Origin of the sequence: Paraburkholderia phenazinium, from assembly GCF_900141745.1 — a bacterium.
Lineage (GTDB): Bacteria > Pseudomonadota > Gammaproteobacteria > Burkholderiales > Burkholderiaceae > Paraburkholderia > Paraburkholderia phenazinium_B.
On sequence record NZ_FSRM01000002.1, the window covers coordinates 18,590 to 39,516 of the forward strand.

At 62.7% G+C, this 20,927-nt stretch carries 21 protein-coding genes; 10 read left to right on the forward strand and 11 right to left on the reverse strand.

The window, feature by feature from the left end; all coding sequences use genetic code 11:
- Positions 1-2 precede the first annotated feature (2 nt).
- From BUS06_RS20150 to nac, 10 genes are all read right to left on the reverse strand, one after another.
- A complete protein-coding gene (locus BUS06_RS20150) occupies positions 3-704 on the reverse strand; it encodes an amino acid ABC transporter permease (RefSeq protein ID WP_074266224.1) in 702 nt (233 codons plus the stop codon).
- Between the two features lie 347 nt (positions 705-1,051).
- Entirely contained in the window at positions 1,052-2,062 is a 1,011-nt protein-coding gene (locus tag BUS06_RS20155) for a 2-hydroxyacid dehydrogenase (RefSeq protein WP_074266225.1), read from the reverse strand.
- Positions 2,063-2,119: 57 nt separating this feature from the next.
- Positions 2,120-2,878 carry an SDR family oxidoreductase gene (locus BUS06_RS20160; RefSeq protein ID WP_074266226.1) on the reverse strand — a complete coding sequence of 253 codons (759 nt, stop codon included), beginning with the start codon at positions 2,876-2,878 and terminating at the stop codon, positions 2,120-2,122.
- Between the two features lie 154 nt (positions 2,879-3,032).
- Positions 3,033-3,800: a LamB/YcsF family protein gene (locus BUS06_RS20165; RefSeq protein WP_074266227.1), complete on the reverse strand. Its 768-nt coding sequence runs from the start codon at positions 3,798-3,800 to the stop codon at positions 3,033-3,035.
- A 34-nt stretch (positions 3,801-3,834) separates the two neighbouring features.
- Positions 3,835-4,299 carry an acetyl-CoA carboxylase biotin carboxyl carrier protein gene (locus BUS06_RS20170; protein WP_074266228.1) on the reverse strand — a complete coding sequence of 155 codons (465 nt, stop codon included), beginning with the start codon at positions 4,297-4,299 and terminating at the stop codon, positions 3,835-3,837.
- 3 nt (positions 4,300-4,302) lie between these two features.
- Positions 4,303-5,310, reverse strand: coding sequence for a 5-oxoprolinase subunit C family protein (locus BUS06_RS20175; RefSeq protein ID WP_074266229.1), 1,008 nt, complete (start codon positions 5,308-5,310; stop codon positions 4,303-4,305).
- Positions 5,307-5,978 (reverse strand): 5-oxoprolinase subunit PxpB, encoded by a 672-nt coding sequence (gene pxpB / locus BUS06_RS20180; protein ID WP_074269200.1) that lies wholly within the window; start codon positions 5,976-5,978, stop codon positions 5,307-5,309. The genes BUS06_RS20175 and pxpB overlap by 4 nt, the downstream gene beginning before the upstream one ends.
- Positions 5,979-6,061: 83 nt before the next feature.
- Positions 6,062-7,414, reverse strand: a complete 1,353-nt coding sequence (gene accC / locus BUS06_RS20185) for an acetyl-CoA carboxylase biotin carboxylase subunit (RefSeq protein ID WP_074266230.1) — start codon at positions 7,412-7,414, stop codon at positions 6,062-6,064.
- Positions 7,415-7,489: 75 nt separating this feature from the next.
- Positions 7,490-7,957 carry an acetyl-CoA carboxylase biotin carboxyl carrier protein gene (accB, locus tag BUS06_RS20190; RefSeq protein WP_074266231.1) on the reverse strand — a complete coding sequence of 156 codons (468 nt, stop codon included), beginning with the start codon at positions 7,955-7,957 and terminating at the stop codon, positions 7,490-7,492.
- Positions 7,958-8,089: 132 nt separating this feature from the next.
- On the reverse strand, positions 8,090-9,016 hold the full coding sequence (gene nac / locus BUS06_RS20195) for a nitrogen assimilation transcriptional regulator NAC (protein WP_074266232.1): 927 nt from the start codon (positions 9,014-9,016) through the stop codon (positions 8,090-8,092).
- Positions 9,017-9,299: 283 nt separating this feature from the next.
- Here nac and BUS06_RS20200 point away from each other — a divergent pair, with 283 nt between their 5' ends.
- The 3 genes from BUS06_RS20200 (at position 9,300) to BUS06_RS20210 (ending at position 12,966) form a co-directional block, all read left to right on the forward strand.
- Positions 9,300-10,508 carry an aspartate transaminase gene (locus BUS06_RS20200; protein ID WP_074266233.1) on the forward strand — a complete coding sequence of 403 codons (1,209 nt, stop codon included), beginning with the start codon at positions 9,300-9,302 and terminating at the stop codon, positions 10,506-10,508.
- A 158-nt stretch (positions 10,509-10,666) separates the two neighbouring features.
- Positions 10,667-11,740, forward strand: coding sequence for a porin (locus BUS06_RS20205; RefSeq protein ID WP_083611537.1), 1,074 nt, complete (start codon positions 10,667-10,669; stop codon positions 11,738-11,740).
- Between the two features lie 188 nt (positions 11,741-11,928).
- Positions 11,929-12,966, forward strand: a complete 1,038-nt coding sequence (locus tag BUS06_RS20210; protein WP_074266235.1) for an L-idonate 5-dehydrogenase — start codon at positions 11,929-11,931, stop codon at positions 12,964-12,966.
- 88 nt (positions 12,967-13,054) lie between these two features.
- Here the strand turns inward: BUS06_RS20210 and BUS06_RS20215 are convergent, their stop codons facing one another.
- Complete coding sequence (locus tag BUS06_RS20215) at positions 13,055-13,723, reverse strand: RraA family protein (protein WP_074266236.1); 669 nt, start codon at positions 13,721-13,723, stop codon at positions 13,055-13,057.
- A 227-nt stretch (positions 13,724-13,950) separates the two neighbouring features.
- On the opposite strand from BUS06_RS20215, the gene BUS06_RS20220 reads away from it, so the two are divergent.
- The 7 genes from BUS06_RS20220 (at position 13,951) to BUS06_RS37885 (ending at position 20,915) form a co-directional block, all read left to right on the forward strand.
- Positions 13,951-14,862, forward strand: a complete 912-nt coding sequence (locus BUS06_RS20220; RefSeq protein WP_074266237.1) for a LysR family transcriptional regulator — start codon at positions 13,951-13,953, stop codon at positions 14,860-14,862.
- Positions 14,863-15,193: 331 nt separating this feature from the next.
- Positions 15,194-15,901 carry a 2Fe-2S iron-sulfur cluster-binding protein gene (locus BUS06_RS20225; RefSeq protein WP_074266238.1) on the forward strand — a complete coding sequence of 236 codons (708 nt, stop codon included), beginning with the start codon at positions 15,194-15,196 and terminating at the stop codon, positions 15,899-15,901.
- Between the two features lie 9 nt (positions 15,902-15,910).
- A complete protein-coding gene (locus tag BUS06_RS20230) occupies positions 15,911-16,912 on the forward strand; it encodes an FAD binding domain-containing protein (RefSeq protein ID WP_074266239.1) in 1,002 nt (333 codons plus the stop codon).
- Positions 16,909-19,155, forward strand: coding sequence for a xanthine dehydrogenase family protein molybdopterin-binding subunit (locus BUS06_RS20235; protein ID WP_074266240.1), 2,247 nt, complete (start codon positions 16,909-16,911; stop codon positions 19,153-19,155). Before BUS06_RS20230 ends, BUS06_RS20235 begins: the two co-directional genes overlap by 4 nt.
- Positions 19,156-19,243: 88 nt before the next feature.
- Positions 19,244-19,831 (forward strand): nucleotidyltransferase family protein, encoded by a 588-nt coding sequence (locus BUS06_RS20240; protein WP_074266241.1) that lies wholly within the window; start codon positions 19,244-19,246, stop codon positions 19,829-19,831.
- Between the two features lie 204 nt (positions 19,832-20,035).
- Complete coding sequence (locus BUS06_RS20245) at positions 20,036-20,758, forward strand: PIG-L deacetylase family protein (RefSeq protein WP_074266242.1); 723 nt, start codon at positions 20,036-20,038, stop codon at positions 20,756-20,758.
- A gap of 4 nt (positions 20,759-20,762) precedes the next feature.
- Positions 20,763-20,915: a hypothetical protein gene (locus BUS06_RS37885; RefSeq protein ID WP_167379410.1), complete on the forward strand. Its 153-nt coding sequence runs from the start codon at positions 20,763-20,765 to the stop codon at positions 20,913-20,915.
- Positions 20,916-20,927: the final 12 nt, after the last annotated feature.

Below are 20,927 nucleotides of genomic sequence, written 5' to 3' on the forward strand. Positions count from 1 at the left end.
GATCACTTCACTCCCGGAATGCGGTAGTGCGTCGCGAGCTTCGCTCCCGCCAGCATGATGACGAGCGAGATCGTGAGGTAGACCACCGTCGCGACAAAATACGACTCGAAGGAGAGGAACGTTTCGTTTTCAATCTGCCGGGTGACGTAGGTCAGCTCGGCCGCTCCGATTGCCATCGCAAGACTCGTGTTCTTGAACAGCAGGACGGCGTGGTTGACCATCGGCGGAATGGCATTGCGAAGGGCCTGGGGCAGAACGACGTAGCGCAGGCCGCTGACAAAATTCAGGCCCAACGCGCGCGAGGCTTCGTACTGGCCATAAGGAATGGCACGCAGGCCGCTGCGAATATCTTCGGAGAGGTAAGCCGCGCTGCACAGGCCGATCGCAATCACGGCAAACACGAACTGGCCGTTGTACTGGTTCAGCAGATCCTGCAAACCTTGCGGCAAGACATTCGAAATGCCGAAGTACCAGAACAGGATCTGGACCAGCATCGGCACATTGCGGTGGTAGGCCACGAACGCTGACACGAAGGCAGTCGCGGCACGATTGTTGGTCAGGCGGATCAACGTCAGCAGAATCCCCACCACCAGCGAAAGAAGCCACGCCAATACGGCCATCGCGAGTGTGAGTTCGACACCGTGCAGGAAGAGCGCGCCGTAGTCGCCTTGCAGCACCGTCGCCAGGTCAAAATGAAGTTTCATATTGCACGCCCCAATGATTCGGATCGGACCGATGTTCGCTGCATTGCATGATCAGCAGTCACATCGTCTTTGAAAGCGGAAATGCCGTCTGCTCCCACGTTGAATTCATACTAGCTCGCGAAAATAGACCCTTGCAGAGGCCTTTCTTCTGGCGCAATAAGTTTCGCGAATGATGCGGGTGACGACCGGCGGACAACCTGATGGACCGGGCTTTGCATGACTTTTGTCTCCATGACAGGGGGCGTTTCCAGCCACCCTGCTTTTTTAAGCGCGCTTTTGCGTCGAGGCAAAAGCGCGTAACACTCAAACGCGCAGGCCAGTGCCGCCTGTGTCGCGTTACGGCACGCTCAGACGGTGGCCGCCGCGTGCGTCAGCACTTGCGGATTGATCGGGGTGGGCGGCTTGCCCGGCGTATTACCCAGTCCGAGTGCGGCGATCAGATTGTCTACACAAAGCGCCGCCATGGCCCGCCGGGTGGCGACCGAGGCACTGCCGATATGCGGCGTCAGAACCACATTGCTCAACTCGAGCAGTGCGGGATTCAGCGCCGGCTCGCCCTCGAAGACATCAAGGCCTGCCGCTGCGATGCTGCCCTCGGCCAACGCAACCGCCAGCGCGGCATCGTCGACCACGCCACCGCGTGCGATATTGGTCAGCGTCGCCGACGACTTCATCTGCTTGAGCTGCGCCGCGCCGATAGCGTGATGCGAACTCGCCGAATACGGCACGACGATGATCAGGTGATCGGATTCGCGCAGCAGCGTGTCCTTGTCGACGTAACGCGCCTGGCAACTTGCCTCGACTTCAGGCGCGAGCGGCGAGCGGTTGTGATAGATCACCTGCATGCCGAAACCCAGGGCGCCGCGTCGCGCGATGGCCTGGCCGATACGGCCCATGCCGAGAATCCCCAGGGTCGCGCCGTGCACATCGCCGCCGACGAACATTTCGTAACGCCCCGTCTTGATCCATTCGCCGCGGCGCAGAAAGCGCTCCGACTCCGTGATGCGCCGCGCGGCTGCCATCATCAGCGCGAAGCCGAAGTCGGCGGTCGTGCCGGTGAGGACGTCCGGCGTGTTCGTGACCAGTACGCCACGCGCCGTACAAGCGTCTACGTCGACGTTGTTGTAACCCACGCCGATATTGCAGACGGCGCGCAACTGCGGACAGGCGTCGAGCAGGGTGACGTCGATCCGGTCGCTGCCCGCCGTCACCGCGGCCGTTTTGCCTTGCAGGTGCGCGATGAGTTCGGGTTGGGTCCAGACGGTGTCATCAGGGTTATCGGTCACATCAAAATGCACCCGCAGACGATCAACGATGTCGGGAAACGACGCACGGGTAACGAGGACCGATGCTCGCATGGGACAGCTCCTTGGTTGGATTCAGATGATGTTCTTGCGCATGCCGGACGCGTTCGATCAATCTGCGTGATCAACAGGCTCACGCTTGATCGTCGTCAGGCCGCCGGGCACCTGCAGCGTCGGCAAAATTTCCATGTTGCTGATGTTGACGGCCAGCGGCGCGGCGATCGCGAACGCAATCGCGTCGGCGATATCGGACGGGAGCGGCAATTCGAAGCCGTCGATGAACTTCTTGCGTGCTTCTTCGATATCGCCATGCACGTGGCCAAAGATATCGGTCGCAACGCGGCCTGGACAGATCTCGGTGATACGCACCCGCTTGCCAGTGGCATCCACCCGCAACTGACGCGACAGCGCATGAATACCCGCCTTGGTCGCGTGATAGATCGAGTTGCCGTTGAAGTTGTAGATGGCCGCAATCGAGCTGATGTTGACGATATGACCGCGGTCGCGCGCCACCATGCCCGGCATGGTGAGACGCACAATGTGCAGCACTGCTTGCAGGTTCACTTCCACCTGCACGTCGATGTCTTCGACATTCGCATCCAGAATCGAGCCTTTGCGCGACACGCCGGCATTGTTCACGACGATATCGAACGGCACTTCTTGCGTCAGCTTCGTCACGGCAGGCAGATCGGAGACGTCGATCGCATGCGGAATGCACCCGGTGCGCTCGGCCAGTTCATTCAGACGATCCGCGTTGCGTGCAAGCGCATGAACCTCGAGTCCTTCCCGGCAAAAGCGCTCGACGATTGCCGCACCCATTCCGGTAGAAGCACCAGTCACCAGCGCGGTTTTATAGTCTGAAAACGGCATGAATTACCTCTATTTGTGGTTCTGAATCTATCGCGGTTCGAATGACGGCAACCTTGAGATTCAATGTATACGGCGTGAAAACCGCACGCCAAGACGAAATGGATTTGTAGGGATAAGTCGACCTTATGACGCGCCAGATCGGCTTGCGCACTGTTCAGCGCACCAGCTTCGATACCGGCACGACCCGTCCACCCGCCGCTTCGATTCCCGCGCGCACCGTGCGTGCGAGTTCGACGGCGCCTGGCGTATCGCCGTGCAACAGAATCGACTGCACTGCGACCTTGAGCTTGCCGCCCGTGACCGTCGTAATCGTCCCGTCTTCAAGCAGTTCCTTGACGCGCGCAAGCACCGCGGCGCGATCCTTGATCACGGCGCCTTCCAGCTTGCGCGAGACGAGCGCGCCCTGATCGTCGTAAGCGCGATCGGCGAGGAAAGTGTTGGCCGTGCGGATGCCTACCTTGTCGGCGGCACGCTCGATTTCCGTGTTGGTCGAGACGCTGATGATGAGGTCACGATCGAACTCGGCCACCGCCCGCACCAGCGGCTCGGCCAGTTCGTACGACGCAGCAGCCATGTTGCCGAGCGCACCGTGAAAGCTCATGTGCGTGACGCGGTGCCCCGCAGCCTTCGCGATCCCGGCCAATGCCCCCATCTGATAGAGCACGTACTTGGCCAGTTCCAGCGGATCGGCCTGAATCTGCCGCCGGCCGAAGCCCAGCAGATCGGGAAAGCCGACATGCGCGCCAATCTCGATCTGCCGCGCGAGTGCCATGCGGACCGTCTTGTCCATGATGACCGGATCGCCTGCATGGTAGCCGCAGGCCACGTTGGCGGACGAGACGATATCGAGCATCGCTTCATCCTCGCCCATGGTGTACGGGCCGAAGCCTTCGCCGAGGTCGGCGTTCAGGTCGATTTCCACTCTTCACTCTCCATTGTCTGATCCCGATTTACCCCTATGCCGAAGCTGCCAGCACGAACAACGGCGTTCCGTAACCCACCTTATCGCCGTGCGTCGCAAGTACCCGCAGGACACGACCGTCGATCGGCGCGAGAACTGGCACGCACAACTGAGCAATCTGCAGCAGGCCGACAATATCGCCCCGCAAGACGTGATCATCGACGCTCACGAACGGCGTGGTGCGCGCCGGATGCGCGACCAGAAAAATCCCCACCGAACTGGCCGTCACCGTAGTCACCTGCTTCTGCGCACCTTCCAGCACATGGGCCGCTGCAGCGGTACCTCCGCCCGGCACCGCCGGCAGCGGCGATTCGTGCGAGGCACCGCGCTGCTGCGCCTCTGCGGTTAGCCGAATAGTCGTTCCAGGCCTGCTGATCTCGACGAATTCGATATCGACCTCAGTCAGCCACGAGGTGATCTGCCGAAGTTCGCTGACCTGTACTTCGATTTTCTGTGTCATGTTTCAGTGTCTGGACCCGCGAAAAAGGTCGACCAGGTTGCGAACCTTGGCGAGATAGCGCTCCACGTCTTCGAGTGCGGCCACCGCTTCAGGATAGGTGGTCTGCACAAAACGGAGCTTCGTTCCGATGCGAGCCTGCGCGAGCCGCCACAGGTCTGCCTCGATAACGGTGCCGATCTTCGGGTAACCGCCCGACGGCTGCGCGTCGCGCAACTGGATGATCGGCTGGCCGTTGTGGGGCACCTGAATCACGCCGGGCACGATGCCGTGCGAGCGCTTTTCGATTACACGCACCGCGCTCAACGTCGGACCTGCAAGGCGGTAGCCGTAGCGGTCGCTCTGCGGCGTCACCTTCCATCCTTCGCTCCAGAACGCAGCGAGCGATTCCGGCTGGTAGCAGTCGTATTCGGCGGCGGGCAGCACACGCACCACCGTTTCGGTCGCCTCGGCCTCAGGGACGGCCAGCGGACGGGGTATCGAAAACTCAGGCGGCACGGTGCCGAACCCGGCTTCGCGGGCCAGCTCATATAGCGGCGCAGCCTGCTCGAGGCCGACAGCCTGCACCACATCGCCTTTCTGCAACTGGCGCCCGTTGTAGCCGCCGAACTGCCCGCGCAACTGCGTGCTGCGCGAACCGAGCACGACAGGCACGTCGACACCCCCTGCGAGCGACAGATAGCAGCGCGTGCCGCTTGCCGGTACGCCGATCGTCAGGACGTCGCCTTTGCTTGCCTGCGCGGTCCACCAGGGGAGCACCGAACGCTCGCCCAGACGCGCGGCGCAATCGGCGCCGGTGATCGCGAAAGCGGTGTCTTCAAGGAAGCGAATGCGGAACGGAAACATCGGAATTTCGATGCCCGCCGCGTCCTCGGGATTGCCGAGCAGGAGGTTGCCGACCGAGAGTGCCAACCGGTCCATCGCGCCGGCCGTGCCGACACCGTAGCGCAGATAACCCTCACGCCCCTGGTCCTGCACCGTGGCAAGTGCTGAGGAAGACAGGATCTCGATCATGAGACGATCCTCTCGACGCGAAAACGAATCATGTCACCGGGTGCCAGGGTAGCCGGATTGTCGCGCATCGGATCGAAGAAGGACATCGAGGTATGGCCGATGGTGTTCCAACCGCTGGGCCCTGTGGAGGCCGAAACGCCCGTCTGCACGCCGCCGATCGACACAGCGCCCCCTGGCAGGCCAAGCACGGGCACCTTGCGGCGCGGAGTGGCAATACGCGGATCCATGCCGCCGAGGTAGCAGTAGCCTGGGTGGCTGCCGAGTGCGAAGACGGTATAGAGCGGCGCGCAATGCAACTGCACGACCTCATCCACGGACAAGCCGGTGTGGGCCACCACGTCGTGCAGATGCGGCCCGAACTCGCCACCGTATTCCACCGGCAGCTCCACCACTTTGCCTTCAATCTGCAGTTCGCCCGCCGCGGCCCACGCGTCGCGCAAAGCGGCGTCGAGCGAGCCCGGATCGGCAGGCGGCGTGGAGAACGTCAGCATCAGATTGGTCACGCCCGGCACCGCCTCACGCACACCCGGCCACGATTCGACCTCGCGCGCCAGCGTCCAGATGCGGCGTTGCGCACGCAGATCGAGCGCGCCGGGCGCTTCGAAGAGCATCGCCGTCGTGCCCAGCATGCTGATGCAAAGCGGAGGGTCCGAATCGTCCTGTTTCATCGCGTGGGCGGTCCTTTCTGAATCCAGTCGCATCTGTCCGGCCGTGCCGGCGTACGCGATCGATGCATGTTCGATGATGCACGTCATGTCGGTTTCCTGTTTGCAAGCCAGCGTTCCAGATGGTGAATATCGACGCCGCCCGCACAAAAACCCTCGTCTTCAAGTATGGCCTGATGCAACTGCACATTAGTACGAATGCCTTCGATGCGCATCTCCGAGAGTGCGAGACGCATGCGCACCAGGGCTTCCTCGCGGCTCGCGCCGTAGGTGATGAGCTTGCCGATCAGCGAGTCGTAATACGGCGGCACCACGACGCCGCTGCTCATGTGCGAATCGATCCGCACGCCGTTTCCTCCCGGCAATTCCCACGCTGTGATCTTGCCGGGACACGGCAAGAAAGTGAAAGGGTCCTCGGCGTTGATACGGCATTCGAGCGAATGGCCATTGGTGCGGATGTCCGATTGCCGGATCGTCAGCGCATGGCCTTGCGCAATGCGAATCTGTTCCTTGACGATGTCGATGCTGGAGGTCATCTCTGTCACCGGATGTTCGACCTGCAGGCGCGTGTTCATTTCGATGAAGTAAAACTCGCCGTTCTCGAACAGGAATTCGAACGTGCCCGCGCCGCGGTAGCGGGTCTGCCGGCATGCCTCCACGCAGCGCTCGCCGACCTGCCTGATCAGCCCCGGATCGATGCCTGGCGCCGGTGCTTCTTCCAGTACCTTCTGATGACGCCGCTGCAGCGAACAGTCACGCGAACCGAGCCACAGCGCATTGCCATGGGTGTCGCACAGGACCTGAATCTCGACGTGGCGCGGATGCTCGAGAAACTTCTCGACGTACAGTTCGGGCTTGCCGAAAGCGCGGCGCGCTTCCTCGCGCGTCACCGAGACCGCTTCCAGCAACTGCCCGGCACTCTGCACCACCCGCATCCCGCGCCCGCCGCCGCCCCCGGCCGCCTTGACGATAACGGGAAAGCCGATCGCTTCGGCTACCTTAAGGATCGCTGCGGGATCATCGGGCAAGCCGCCGTCCGGGCCCGGAACGCAGGGCACACCGGCTGCGCGCATGGCGCGCTTGGCCGCGACCTTGTCGCCCATCGTCCGGATGGAGCGCGGTTCCGGACCGATGAAACTCAGCCCTGCCGCTTCGACTTCTTCGGCGAAGTCGGCGTTTTCCGAAAGAAAGCCGTAGCCGGGATGAACGGCCTGCGCACCGCTGACATGCGCGGCAAACAGGATCGCGCCACGGTTCAGATAGCTTTGCCCGGGCGCGGCGGGACCGATGCACAACGCCTCGTCGGCCAGCCGCACGTAGCGTGCGTCCGCATCGGCTTCCGAATAGATCGCGACCGTCTTGAGCCCCAGCTCACGGCACGCCCGTTGGATTCGGAGTGCGATCTCGCCGCGGTTGGCAATCAATACCTTGTTAAACATCGTCGCCCGACCGGAAGAAATGGCACGTCGCCACAACGGAGCGGCAATTCATCGATGGATTCGTACGCATGGCCATCATCTGATTCGAAACAGCGGCTGGCCGGCTTCCACCTCGTCACCCGGCCTGACGAGAATCTCGACGACGTTGCCCTTGAACTCGGATTCGATCGCGTTGAACATCTTCATCGCTTCGATCGTGCAGAGCGCCTGCCCTTCTTCAACGGCATCGCCTACGCCTACGAAGGGTGGCTCCCCGGGAGCCGGCGTCAGATGAACGATGCCGAACATCGGGGCGCAGACCAGCTGGGGCTCGCTCGCCGTGGCATCCACTGTGGTCGAAGCGGCGACGGGTGGGACGGCCTGCCCCGCTTCCTCGGCGGGGGTCGAACGCGCGGAGCGAGGGATGTCCTCGCTCGCATCGGACGTCGCGCGCCGATGTGTTTTGACAAGCCGAATCTTCTCGTCGCCCTCGATCAGTTCGAGTTCGGCAAGCCGCGATTCGGCCAGCAGGTCAATGAGACCCTTAATCTTCTGAAGATCCATTTCTGAGTCCGTGGCCTGGTTAAGGCTAGTCGGTCCGGCTCCACTCAAGCTGGACGATCTACGCTGGACTCAATGTATCTGGCGCATAAAAAATGCGCCAAGACGGTTTGGGTTTGTAGCGATAAGGCGCGCTTATGTATCGGCGCCGGCCTCCGAACGCACGTCGAGCGCAAGGTCACCCGCCAGTTCCAGCAGGATGTCCTTGACGGCCGCGGCGGGCTCGGAAAGGGGAAGATGGTCCGACAGGCAGACCGAGAGGGGGATCTTGATGACCGGCGAAACGATGCGGCACTGGACGATATCGCCCGCCGCCGCGACGACCCGCGCGGTGGAGTCCGGCAGGATCGTGGCGCCGATGCCGGCGCCCACGGCGGCCGAAAGCGTCGACGCCGATTCGATCTCGGCCACCACCTTGGGGATCATCTGGACACGCGCGAAGCCTTCGTCCACGTACTTGCGCAGATAGTTATAGGGCCGCGGCAGCAGCAAGGGCACATCGCGCAGGGCCGTCACGTTGATCTGCTCCTGCGTGATGCCCATGCTGCGTGGCGCGACGAGGAACAGCTCCTCGTTCATCAGAAGCTGGAACGACAGGCCGTGGACCGGCTTGTCGCCATAGAGGACGGCCATGTCCATCCGCCCGTTCATGATCAGCTCGCTAAGCGTGGTACCGAAGTTTTCGTTGATATACAGAAGGATGTCCGGATGGCGGGCGCGCACCGTGCGCAACAACGGCAAGGACAGGGCCGACGCCCCCGTGCCCGGCGCGAGACCCACGGACACCTGGCCTGACAAGGTTTGCCCGGCGCTCTTCACGTCCGCCTGCGCCTGCTCATACTGCCGCAGGATCAGCTGCGCGTGACGGTAAAGGGTGGCGCCCGCTTCGGTCGGCGTCACGCCGCGCTTCGTGCGCACCAGCAGTTGCTGCTGAAACTCGTCTTCGAGCGTGATCAGTTGCTGGCTCAGCGCGGGCTGGGCGATATGCAGCACTTCGGACGCCTGGGTCAGGCTGCCGATATCGACAATCTTCACGAAGTACTTCAAACGCCGCAGGTTCACGCTGATTGCATCCGTGGTCGGTTAAGGGATTGCAGCAATCATAGGGCAAGCGCTGTTCGACGCACAGCCCTCAAAAAACCCGTGTGCCGACGACGCGACAGATGTGGCGCATTGCCCCCGGCAGCAGCGATTGCGGGAAGTACTAATTGCTGCGATGCGTGTGCAGTGCGCAGCTCGTCCCGTCATAAGTGGATGTTATTACGCCAGCGGAAAGACATCTTAGCGACATCTTTTCTGCGCGCTTACTGTTAGGCCTCATTAAACCCCCATCCAGGAGTCCAGTGTGAGTGCATCGCGCATCGCCGCCCGTGTCCAGCGCATCAAGCCGTCGCCTAGCAGTGCCGCGGCGGATCGTGCCGCCGAACTGCGGCGTCAGGGCAAAACGATCGTCAATCTGGTCGTTGGCGAACCCGACTTCGATACGCCCGAACATATCCGTCGTGCCGCATTCGAAGCGATGGAGCGCGGTGAAACACGCTATACACAAACCGCGGGCACGCCTGCACTGCGCGCCGCTATCGCCGACAAGCTCAAGCGCGAGAACGGGCTTTCGTATGATCCGAAGCACATCATCGTCACGTGCGGCGCCAAGCACGCGATCTTCAACGCCCTCGCCATCACCGTCGAAGAAGGCGATGAAGTGCTGATTCCCGCGCCTTACTGGGTGTCTTACCCGGACATGGCGCTGGCCTGTGACGGCGTACCCGTAGTAGTGCCATGCACCGAGGACGATGGTTTCAAGCTGACGCCTGCGACCCTCGAAGCCGCGATCACCCCACGTACACGCTGGCTGATCATCAATTCGCCGACCAATCCGACCGGCGCGACCTATACGGCCGGCGAGCTGCGCGCACTGGCCGACGTGCTGCTGCGTCATCCACGTGTGCTCGTCATGCTGGACGATATCTACGAGCACATTCGCTTCGACGGCGAGGCGCTTCAGCATCTGCTCTCAGTCGAGCCTCTGTTGATGGACCGGACCCTGGTGGTCAACGGCGTGTCCAAAACCTACGCGATGACCGGCTGGCGTATCGGCTATGCAGCCGGTCCGGCCGACCTAATCGGCGCCATGGACACGCTCCAGTCCCAATCGACCAGCAACGCGAGCTCGATCAGCCAGGCTGCCGCGCTTGCCGCGCTGACCGGCGACCAAAGCTTCGTCACCCGTTCGGTGCGTGTCTATCGCGAACGGCGCGACCACGCGCTGGCAGCACTCAATGCAATCCCGGGCATCAGTTGCCGCACGCCGGGTGGCGCTTTCTATCTGTATGTGAATTGCGGCGGCATGATCGGCCGCACCACCCCGCAGGGAAAACGCCTCGAAGGCGACGCCGATGCCGTGCTCTACCTGCTCGAACACGCAGGGGTTGCGCTGGTAGCGGGCTCGGCCTATGGGGTCTCCCCCTTCTTCCGGATGTCGATCGCCACCAGCGTCGAAACCATCGACGAAGGCTGCAAAAAGATCGCGGCGGCCGTAGCTGCCTTGGATTGAGGGCAAAAATGCGGCGCGAAATATCGCGCCGCATTCTCAGATAAAGACATGCCGCACTGTCTGGATGCGGCAGTTGAACTGTAATTTCCGTTTTCTTCAAACTGCAAGGGGATCTTCTCGTGAAAAAGAATACATTAGGTGTACTGATTGGAGTTGGATTGGCAGTATCTGGAACCGCGTATGCGCAGTCGAGCGTCACGCTGTACGGCATCATTGATGAAGCGGTGCGTTACGACAATCATCAGACGAAGACCGGCAGCGGCAGTCTTTTCACGATGGGCAGCGGCGGCGAAATTCAAGGTAGCCGCTGGGGCTTGCAGGGAACGGAAGATCTCGGTGGCGGCATGGCCGCAATCTTCCAGTTGGAAGGCGGCTTTACGCCGAACACCGGTGCGACGCAGCAATCGGAGCCGAATGGCACGGCGCGTCTGTTCGGCCGCACGGCTCTCGTCGGGCTCACCACCAACTACGGCACGATCACAGCGGGCCGCCAGTACACGCTGGTCCACGAAATGGGCTGGACGCACGACATCTATGCGTTCGCCAATTACACCGGCACGGTCGGCTTCCAGGGAGCGGGCGAAACCGGCGGCGGACGTCTGGACAACTCGGTGCGATACACGTCGCCGACTATTGCCGGCATTACCGCTAAGGGTTCCTATACATTCGGCCAGACCGCCGGCAATTTCCATCAGTATTCGTCGCCCGCATTCGCTCTTTCGTACGACAACGGTCCGTTGAGCGTCGGGGCGGCCTATCAGGTGATCAACGACATTGGCGGCCTGACGCCGGCCACGACCGAGTACGGCAGCACCTACTTTGGCCTCACGATTCCGGACAGCTCGCAAAAGGTCTTCACGGCCGGCGCAACGTACAAGTTCGGTTCGGCCAAAGTCTTTGCCTCATACATCTTCAGCCACGTCTATCCGGCGGACTACCGTAACGACTCGTTCTCCACAGCTCTTCAGTACTACATCACACCGGCCTTCGTTCTCGACCTGCCGCTCTATGTCGACTTCGTTCACCACGCCGGCGAGAGCGGTACGCGCATTACCGGTGGCCCGACGTTCGATTACTTCCTGAGCAAGAGCACGGACATCTATATCGGCGCCGACTACAACCATCTGACCGGCGCATGGGTCACGCTGGCTGCGGCTTCGGGTTCCAACCAACCGTTCTACGGCCATAACTCGCTGTTCGAGGCGGATATCGGCCTGCGTCACAAGTTCTAAAACCTACTGAACCAGAGGTCTGCTTCGCGCCTCGTCAGCCGAAGCAGACCCGGCATCGCAAATCAACAACCATAAGCTGTGCCGATTGGCCCAGACAAAATCGCTCTTGGTCGCTTGCATCGCACAGGCCTAAGGTATAGGTTGATCATTCACCCGAATCTCCCGATTCGCTGACCGAGACCTTTTCCATGCACGCACTCGTCATTCACGCCCCGCTGGACTTACGCATCGAGGACGTTCCGACTCCCGAACCCGACGCTGACCAGCTGCTCATACGCGTTCGAGCTGGCGGCATCTGCGGTTCCGATCTGCATTACTTCAATCACGGCGGCTTCGGTACCGTGCGCATCAAGGAGCCAATGGTGCTCGGCCACGAGGTGTCGGGCGTCGTAGCCCGTACGGGTTCGGCCGTCACCGATATGCCGGTTGGCACACGCATCTCGATCAGCCCGAGCCGGCCGTGTGGACTCTGCCAATACTGTCAGCAAGGCCTGCAGAACCATTGCCTGGATATGCGCTACTACGGCAGCGCAATGCGCACGCCGCATGTGCAAGGCGCGTTCCGCCAGGAAATCGTCATCGATCGCTCACAGGCTCATGTCGTTGCAGACACCCTGACTGACGAAGAAGCCGCGATGGCAGAACCGCTGTCCGTCGCACTGCACGCGGTGCGCCGCGCAGGACCGTTGCTCGGCAAGCGCGTGCTCGTTACGGGATGTGGACCGATTGGCGCGTTGATCGTAGCGGCTGCCCGCCGCGCGGGCGCAGCGCACATTGTTGCGACCGATGTGAGCCCGCTGCCGCTGCAAAGCGCACTCCAGGTTGGCGCAGATGTCGCGCTCAACGTCGCCGAGCAAGCCGACGCTCTTGTGCCCTTCTCGGCCAACAAGGGTAGCTTCGATGTCCTGTTCGAGGCAAGCGGAAACGCCGCTGCATTGCGCAGCGCGTTCGACGTGCTGCGTCCGCGCGGCATTGTTGTTCAGGTTGGTCTTGGCGGTGGTGAAGTCAGCTTGCCGATGAACGTGGTTGTCGCCAAGGAATTCGAATTGCGCGGGGCATTTCGCTTTCACGAAGAGTTCGCGGTAGCAGTGGAGCTGCTGAACAAAGGCCTGATCGACGTCAAGCCGCTGATCTCCGGCGTGTTTTCGTATCGGGATTCGATCGCGGCATTTAAAGCCGCTGGCGACCGGTCGAAATCGATGAAGGTGCTGGTCAATTTCGAATGATGTTTTGTTGCCAGTAGTTGGATCGCGACGGTTAGCGTGTGAGGCATAACCGTCGCAAACAACTCAAAGCCTGCCCAAACTTCGGGCCTTAGTTATTGCAGCGCGCTTCCAGCGCGTCAATGAACGCCCGGTCCCAACGCCCTTCTCTCATCGCACGCATCGTTTCGGCCTCCGCTTCCAGCACGGCGAGCGCCTTCTCGATGACAAACCCGGCGTCTTCCTGAGGGATGGCCAGCAAGCCATCCTGATCGCCGACGACAATGTCGCCCGGGTTAACGACCATGCCGCCCACACATACCGGCACATTGATCTCGCCCGGACCGTCCTTATACGGTCCGCGGTGTGTGACACCGCGCGCATAGACCGGAAAATCCCGCTCACGAATCTCTGCGACATCGCGGATCGCGCCGTCGATCACTACGCCCGAGAGACCGATCGTGGCAGCGTAAAACGTCAAGATGCCACCGACAACCGCGTTGTTGAGGTCGCCGCCGGCATCGACCACCAGCACGTCGCCTGGGCGGCAAAACTCGAGCGCACGCAGATAGGTCAGGTTATCGCCGCCGCGCGAACGCACCGTGACCGCTGTGCCGGCCATCGTCTTCTTCCCGGGGCGCTGGTAAGGATGCAGTCCCGCACTGCCGGTGTTGCGATGCATGTTGTCGCTAAGCGCGGAGACCGGAATGTCGCGCAACGCGTTCAGAGTGCTGACTTCGGCCTGAGCAGCCGAGGGGTTCTTGCGGATGGCTTTGTACATAGTCGATGTTCGTGTCGGGAATAGAGGGAACAGCTTGACGCTGTCACGCACTCGTAACGGTATGCTCGCCACCGCGGGCACGCCAAGATGAAATCGGTCTGCCGCAATACCGAACACTTATGAAGCGAAGCGCGATCCGTCGCCGCCCTGATTAGCAAACGCGCGCTTGAACTCCAGCGCCCAGCTACGTATTCTTGTGATCAATCCCTTGGAGGCGACCCATCAACATGATTGATCTACGCGGTATCGACCTGAACCTGCTGGTGTCACTCGATGCACTGCTCGCAGAGTCCAACGTCACGCGCGCAGCCGAGCGCCTGCATCTGACGCAGCCCGCCGTCTCGACGCAACTCGCGCGGCTGCGGCAGATCTTCGGCGATCCGCTCCTGATCCCCGCCGAAACCGGCCGCGGCATGACGCGTAGCGCGCGGGCGCTAGCCTTGATGGAGCCGTTGCACGCAGCCTTGAAAAACCTGGAGGTGGTGGTGCGCCATCAACCGGCCTTCGATCCGCATAGCGACGTGCGGCGCTTCGTCATCGCGGCTAACGACAACGCCACCTCCGTGCTCGGTTTGCCGCTGATGGAGCGGCTGCCCGAACTGGCCGGCCAGGGCGTGCGCATTGCGTTCGTCGTGGCCGATCAACCGTCGACGGCAGAGCGCCTCGAGCGTGGCGAGATCGATCTGCTGCTCGGTTCCGAGCGGATGATCCCAGCGTCGATGAAAGCCCGCAAACTGTTCGACGAGCGTTTCGTCTTCGTGCAGCGCAAGGGGCATCCACGAGGCACGACGCCGCTCGATCTGGATACGTATTGCTCGCTAAAACATGTACTCGTCTCGACGAGTGGCGGCAGCTTCTACGGCTTCATGGACGAACATCTCGATGCGCTCGGCCGTGCACGGCGCGTCGCACTCTCAGTCCAGCATTTCACGCTAGTGCCCGAATTGCTGGTGAATTCGGATTACGTTTCGACGTTGCCGTCGCGCTTTGCAGAGCGCCATAACAAGCGGCTCGATCTGTTCGAACTGCCGTTCGAGGCGCGCGGCTTCACGCTATTCGCGGCGTGGCATCCGCGTAACCATGTCGACCCGGCACTCGTGTGGCTACGCGAAACACTAACGGATCTGGCAGCAGCATAGGGCTTCAATTCCTCTGTATGCCTTACCAATAGAACGTTTGACCGGCGATTTGCCGCTCCGTGTCGGCATCAATAGCTCCTGCTGTATTGCGCAAAACAGTGTTTCTTTTCTAGCCCGATAACGGACGCTTGATCCTCTGCGGCATTGCATATAGTTAATCGCAACGTGCAGCGATGCCGCGTCGCATCCGCATGTCCGGACGTCTTCCCGCAGTTCCCGCTCACCACCGCGGCATCGAAATTGCTGACTTCTCTACGCCGCCAGTGCATCGCATCGAACTCCCGACGTGTCGCGGGTTTGCATCGACCTTTCATGGAGCAAACAGAACGTTATGTCCAGAAATCGAGTCCCCCCGGGTTCAGACGACGAACCTGACGCCACCCCCAATAAACCTTCGCGCCGCCGCTTCCTGCAATCCGCTGCGGCCGCCGCGACGGTAGGCGTTGCGCCGCATGTCCATGCCCAGAACCAACCTGCCGCCGTGCCGTCGCCCGAAGCGCCGCGCGCGCCCGAGCCGCCGCAGCCGGTCACGCTCAATGTCAACGGCCGCGCCTATACGCTGCAACTCGAGCCGCGCGTGACGCTGCTCGATGCACTACGCGAATACGCCGGGTTGATGGGCACGAAGAAAGGCTGCGACCGCGGCCAGTGCGGTGCGTGCACCGTCATGGTGGAAGGCCGTCGCATCAACTCTTGCCTGACACTTGCCGTGATGCACGATGGCGAAACCATCACTACAGTGGAAGGCCTGGCGAGCAATGGCGTGTTGAGTCCGATCCAGCGCGCCTTCATCGAACACGACGCCTTCCAGTGCGGCTACTGTACGCCCGGGCAATTGTGCTCGGCCACTGCCATGCTCAACGAGTTCGGCAACGGTACCGCCAGCACCGTCACGGCCGATGTCCGCACGCACCCTTCCCAACTCAGCGACGATGAAATCCGCGAGCGCATGAGCGGCAACATCTGCCGCTGCGGTGCGTATGCGAACATCGTCGCCGCCGTGCGCGCCGTGCATGACGGCAGCACGGGCAACGCCTAGGAGGCCGGCATGGACGCGATCTCCTACGAACGCGCTGTGGACGTGAGCGGCGCGCTGCGCGCAGCGCAGCAACCCGGCACGATGTTTATCGGCGGCGGTACCAACCTGCTGGATCTGATGAAAGGCGGTGTGGAGCAACCCGTACATCTTGTCGATATCACGCACCTGCGCGGCCTCGACACTATCGGCACGCTGCCCGACGGCGGCCTGCGCATCGGCGCACTCGTGCGTAACAGCGATGCCGCCAATCACGCCCTGGTACGCGAGCAGTACCCGTTGCTGTCACAAGCGTTTCTGGCCGGCGCCTCGCCGCAGTTGCGCAATATGGCCACCGTTGGCGGCAATCTGATGCAGCGCACGCGCTGCGGCTACTTCTACGATACGGCATTTAGCCAATGCAACAAGCGCCAGCCCGGCAGCGGCTGCGCTTCGATAGAAGGGCAAAACCGCACGCATGCGATCCTCGGCGCCAGTTCGCAGTGTGTCGCCGTGAACCCGTCGGATATGAGCGTGGCACTCGCAGCGCTCGATGCCGTGGTGCGCGTGAGCAGTCTGCGCGGCGAGCGCACGATTCCGATCTCGGAGTTTCACCGCCTGCCTGCCGATCGTCCGGAAGTGGATACGACACTGCAACCCGGCGAGCTGATCACGGCGGTCGACTTGCCGCCCCCGCTCTTTAGCGACCACTCCCATTACCTGAAGGTGCGCGACCGCGCGAGTTACGCGTTTGCGCTCGTTTCGGTCGCCGCGGCTTTGCAAATGGATGGCAATACGGTTAGGACTGCGCATATCGCGTTGGGCGGGGTCGCGCATAAGCCGTGGCGCGCGAGTGTCGCGGAGCAGATGCTGAGTGGGAAACCGATCTCGGATGCGAATCTGCGCGCGGCCGCCGCTGCCACGATGGGCGAGGCGCAGCCGCTCAGCGGCAACCGCTTCAAGGTGCAACTCGCGCAACGCTCGATCGTGCGTGCCGTGAATCAGGCCGCGGGCCGGACGGGAGGTGTCGCATGACTACGAACCTGAACAAGAAGGCGCCACTGGTCGGTCAGCCGATGGACCGCACCGACGGCGTGCTGAAAGTCACGGGCGAGGCTCGCTATGCAGCGGAATTTGGCGGAGCGCGCCTCGCGCACGCGGTGCTGGTGACGAGCACGATTTCGAGCGGCAGCATTGCCTCGATCGACGCGAGCCGCGCGCAATCGCTACCGGGCGTACTGCTGGTGATGACGTATCAGAACGCGCCGCGCCTGCCCAACGGCGGGCGTCCGCCGCTGGCGCCGCCTGCCGGCCGTCATCTGTCGTTGCTGCAGGACAACCAGGTTCACTACAGCAATGAGCCAGTCGCCGTGGTGGTCGCCGACACGCTGGAGCGCGCCACCGACGCCGCACAGCAACTGCGCATCACGTATCAGGCGACGCCTGGCGCGCATAACTTCACGCGCGCCAAAGCGACCATGCACGCGCCGATCAGCCCGCAGGGCCGCCAGACCGACACGCAACGCGGCAACTTCGATGAGGGCGTGGCCGCCGGCAGCGTGCGCATCGATCAGGTCTACACGACACCGGTCGAACATCACAACCCCATGGAGCCGCACGCCACCATGGCGCATTGGGATGGCCCGCAACTGACGCTGTACGACTCCACCCAGGGCGTGAGCGGCACGCGCACCGCCGTGGCGAAAACGCTCGGCGTATCGCCAGATGACGTGCACGTGATCTCGCCGTTCCTCGGCGGCGGTTTCGGCGGCAAGGGCTCGTCCTGGTCGCATGTGGTGCTCTGCGCGATGGCCGCGAAGCAGACGGGACGTCCGGTGCGCCTCGCCTTGACGCGCCCGCAGATGTTCGGCTCGGTCGGCGCGCGACCGCGTACCGAGCAGCATTTCCTACTTGCCGCGCGGCCCGACGGCACGCTCACCGCGATGCTCCACGACAGCATCTCGAACACGTCGACGATCGAAGACTGGACCGAGACCTGCTGCATGGTCACGCGCATGCTCTATGCCGTGCCGAATCAGCTGACGACGCATCGCCTAGTCCAGTTGAACCTTGGTACGCCTACATTTATGCGCGCGCCAGGCGAAACCACAGGCTCGTTCGCGCTCGAATCCGCGATGGACGAACTCGCGTGGAAGCTCAAGATGGACCCCGTCGCATTGCGGCTAAAAAACTACGCGGAAGTCGATCCGCAGGAGAACAAGCCTTTTTCGAGCAAGGCACTGCGCCAATGCTATGAGATTGGCGCGGAAAAATTCGGCTGGTCGCGGCGTACTTCGACACCCCGTTCGATGCGCTCCGGCCATACGTTGATCGGCCTCGGCATGGCGAGCGCCACGTATCCCGCCAACCGAAGCCCGGCCGCGGCGATTGCGCGCATCCTGCCCGACGGAACGGCGATGGTCGGCTCGGGTACGCAGGATCTCGGCACCGGCACCTACACGGTGATGACCCAGGTGTCGGCCGACGCGCTCGGCTTTCCGCCCGAAAAAATCCACTTCGAGCTCGGCGATTCGAGCTTGCCTCAAGCGCCCGGTTCGGGCGGCTCGCAATCGGCCGCGAGCGTCTCGCCGGCGGTGCACGATGCCTGCACGCAGGTGCGCAACCAATTGATGTCGCTCGCGCTGGCCGACAATGCATCGCCGGTACACGGCATGGATGCGTCCGATGTGACCGTGCAGGACGGCTGGGTGGTCAGCCGCGCGAATCCGTCACTGCGCGACCCCGCGGCCGCAATTCTCGCGCGCGCCGGCGGCAAACCGATCGAGGCCGTGGTAAGTGTGAAGCCCGGCCAGGAGCGCAGCGAATATTCGCTGCATTCGTTCGGGGCGGTGTTCACGGAGGTCCATGTGGATGCGGATCTCGGCACGATCCGGGTGCCGCGCATCGTCGGCGTGTACGACGTCGGCCGGGTCCTCAATGAGAAAACCGCGCGTAGCCAGATGATGGGCGGCATGGTGTGGGGCATCAGCGCCGCATTCGAAGAAGACACGCTGCTCGACGAGCGCTATGGACGCTTCGTCAATATGAATCTCGCCGAGTATCACGTGCCGGTGAATGCGGACATCGGCGCGCTGGATGTCACCTTCGTAAACGAACCGGATCCTCATATCAATTCGCTGGGCGTGCGGGGGATTGGCGAGATTGGCCTGACCGGCGTGGTGGCAGCGCTCGCGAATGCGGTTTATCACGCCACTGGCGTGCGGGTGCGGGATTTGCCGATCACGCTCGATAAGGTGTTATCGCCGGTGCGGGTTTGAGGGGGCCGGCGCGCCCGCCACATTCGCGCTTGCCTGCTCGCCGGTTGCGCCGCACAATCGACCTCATCCTCCTCTCCAGGTGCCGCCCATGGCCTACGCCTCGCTCGCAACCGGCGTGCTGCTCGCCGCCGGCTACGGGTCGCGCTTCGATCCGGACGGTCTGCACAATAAACTGCTCGCCCGCATGCCGGACGGCGGCATCGTCGCGCATGAAGCCGCGCATCGCCTGCTGCTGGTGGTCAGCCGCGTGCTCGCCGTGGTGAGGCCAGGATCCGAAGCGCTGGCCCGCATGCTCAATGAGGCCGGTTGCGACGTGGTGTTCTCGGCCGACGCCGAACGCGGCATGGGCGCGAGCCTTGCCGCCGGCATCGAAGCGAGCGCCGACTCGGAAGGCTGGATCGTCGCGCTGGCCGATATGCCGCGCATTGCTGTCGCCACGGTAGAAGCCGTAGCGCGCACGCTCGACGGCGGAGCATCGATTGTCGTGCCGTTTTATCAGGGCCAACGCGGGCATCCGGTCGGTTTCGGCGCGGAGCACGGCGAAGCCTTGCGCGGACTCGACGGCGACACCGGCGCCCGTGCCCTGCTGGCCGCAAACCGGGTCGCACGTCTGGATCTCGACGATCCGGGCATCCTGCGCGACGTGGATACACCCGACGATCTCGCCGGCGTGTGACCGGACAACCCTGCGTGCAACCTCCCAGACGATCTCGCGCGACGCCTCCCGGGGCAGCGCCGCGCTCAGGCACACGCCTTGCGAATGCACTGACGTTGTGCGCAGCGCGCGCCAATACCGACTAAGCTGATGTGACGCGTTCCCGTCGTCGCGTCAGACGCGGTATCCCGCGTGCCTCGCCTCCGACAATCCAGTGCGACTCCCATGAGCGAAACCAGCCCGCGTCTTTTTGTTGTCTCGCCCCATTTCGACGATGCCGTCTTTAGTTGCGGCGCGTTGCTCGCCACCCATCCCGACGCCGTCGTCTGCACCGTCTTCGCCGCGGCGCCCGAGCCGGATATGCAGACTGAATGGGACCAGCAGGCCGGCTTTACGAGCGCGCAGGAATCGGTGAATGCGCGCACACTGGAAGACAATCGTGCGCTCGAACTGCTCGACGCGGTCCCGGTCAGGATGCCGTTTCGCGACGGCCAGTATCTGGACTCGCCGTCGATCAGCAGATTGTCGGCTGCGCTTGAAGAAACCATTTACCGCTCGACCGCGAACACGCTGGTGATGCCGCTCGGTCTGCATCACGCCGATCACGCGCTGGTCTACGACGCCTGCATCGAAATCCTGCCGCGGCTGTCGCACCTGACGTGGTTTGCCTACGAGGATGCGATCCACCGCCGCCAGCCGGGCGTGGTCGAGGCGCGCCTCGACGATCTGGCGCTACGGGGGATTATGGCGACGCCGGCGCACCCGTCGATCGCACACACGATCGATGCCGAACGTCAGGCGTACCTGAAGCGCGAGGCCGTCTATGCTTATGAGAGCCAGCTACGCGCATTCGGGCCGAAAGGTTACGAAGATGTGTTTCGCGCCGAACACTACTGGCAGTTGAGCGTGTCCCGTGCTCCCGCACGCCGCTCCTCTCCCGCGAGGTGACGTCATGTTTTTCCGCATGCATACCAACCCGATTCCCGACCCGCTTGCGGACCCGACACGCGATCCGGAGGGCGACCCGCTGGCGCCGCCCTCGCCCGGCCATCACAACGACGAGCCGCAGCGGCCCGAAGGGCCGCCGGATAAAGATCCGGTTTGACGCTGCGGAGTC

Coding starts and splice junctions, on each gene's coding strand:
- BUS06_RS20150 (WP_074266224.1), bottom strand. CDS start 704: ATGAAACTTCATTTTGACCTGGCGACGGTGCTGCAAGGCGACTACGGC.
- BUS06_RS20155 (WP_074266225.1), bottom strand. CDS start 2,062: ATGCGAGCATCGGTCCTCGTTACCCGTGCGTCGTTTCCCGACATCGTT.
- BUS06_RS20160 (WP_074266226.1), bottom strand. CDS start 2,878: ATGCCGTTTTCAGACTATAAAACCGCGCTGGTGACTGGTGCTTCTACC.
- BUS06_RS20170 (WP_074266228.1), bottom strand. CDS start 4,299: ATGACACAGAAAATCGAAGTACAGGTCAGCGAACTTCGGCAGATCACC.
- BUS06_RS20175 (WP_074266229.1), bottom strand. CDS start 5,310: ATGATCGAGATCCTGTCTTCCTCAGCACTTGCCACGGTGCAGGACCAG.
- pxpB (WP_074269200.1), bottom strand. CDS start 5,978: ATGAAACAGGACGATTCGGACCCTCCGCTTTGCATCAGCATGCTGGGC.
- accC (WP_074266230.1), bottom strand. CDS start 7,414: ATGTTTAACAAGGTATTGATTGCCAACCGCGGCGAGATCGCACTCCGA.
- accB (WP_074266231.1), bottom strand. CDS start 7,957: ATGGATCTTCAGAAGATTAAGGGTCTCATTGACCTGCTGGCCGAATCG.
- BUS06_RS20210 (WP_074266235.1), top strand. CDS start 11,929: ATGCACGCACTCGTCATTCACGCCCCGCTGGACTTACGCATCGAGGAC.
- BUS06_RS20215 (WP_074266236.1), bottom strand. CDS start 13,723: ATGTACAAAGCCATCCGCAAGAACCCCTCGGCTGCTCAGGCCGAAGTC.
- BUS06_RS20220 (WP_074266237.1), top strand. CDS start 13,951: ATGATTGATCTACGCGGTATCGACCTGAACCTGCTGGTGTCACTCGAT.
- BUS06_RS20225 (WP_074266238.1), top strand. CDS start 15,194: ATGTCCAGAAATCGAGTCCCCCCGGGTTCAGACGACGAACCTGACGCC.
- BUS06_RS20230 (WP_074266239.1), top strand. CDS start 15,911: ATGGACGCGATCTCCTACGAACGCGCTGTGGACGTGAGCGGCGCGCTG.
- BUS06_RS20235 (WP_074266240.1), top strand. CDS start 16,909: ATGACTACGAACCTGAACAAGAAGGCGCCACTGGTCGGTCAGCCGATG.
- BUS06_RS20240 (WP_074266241.1), top strand. CDS start 19,244: ATGGCCTACGCCTCGCTCGCAACCGGCGTGCTGCTCGCCGCCGGCTAC.
- BUS06_RS20245 (WP_074266242.1), top strand. CDS start 20,036: ATGAGCGAAACCAGCCCGCGTCTTTTTGTTGTCTCGCCCCATTTCGAC.
- BUS06_RS37885 (WP_167379410.1), top strand. CDS start 20,763: ATGTTTTTCCGCATGCATACCAACCCGATTCCCGACCCGCTTGCGGAC.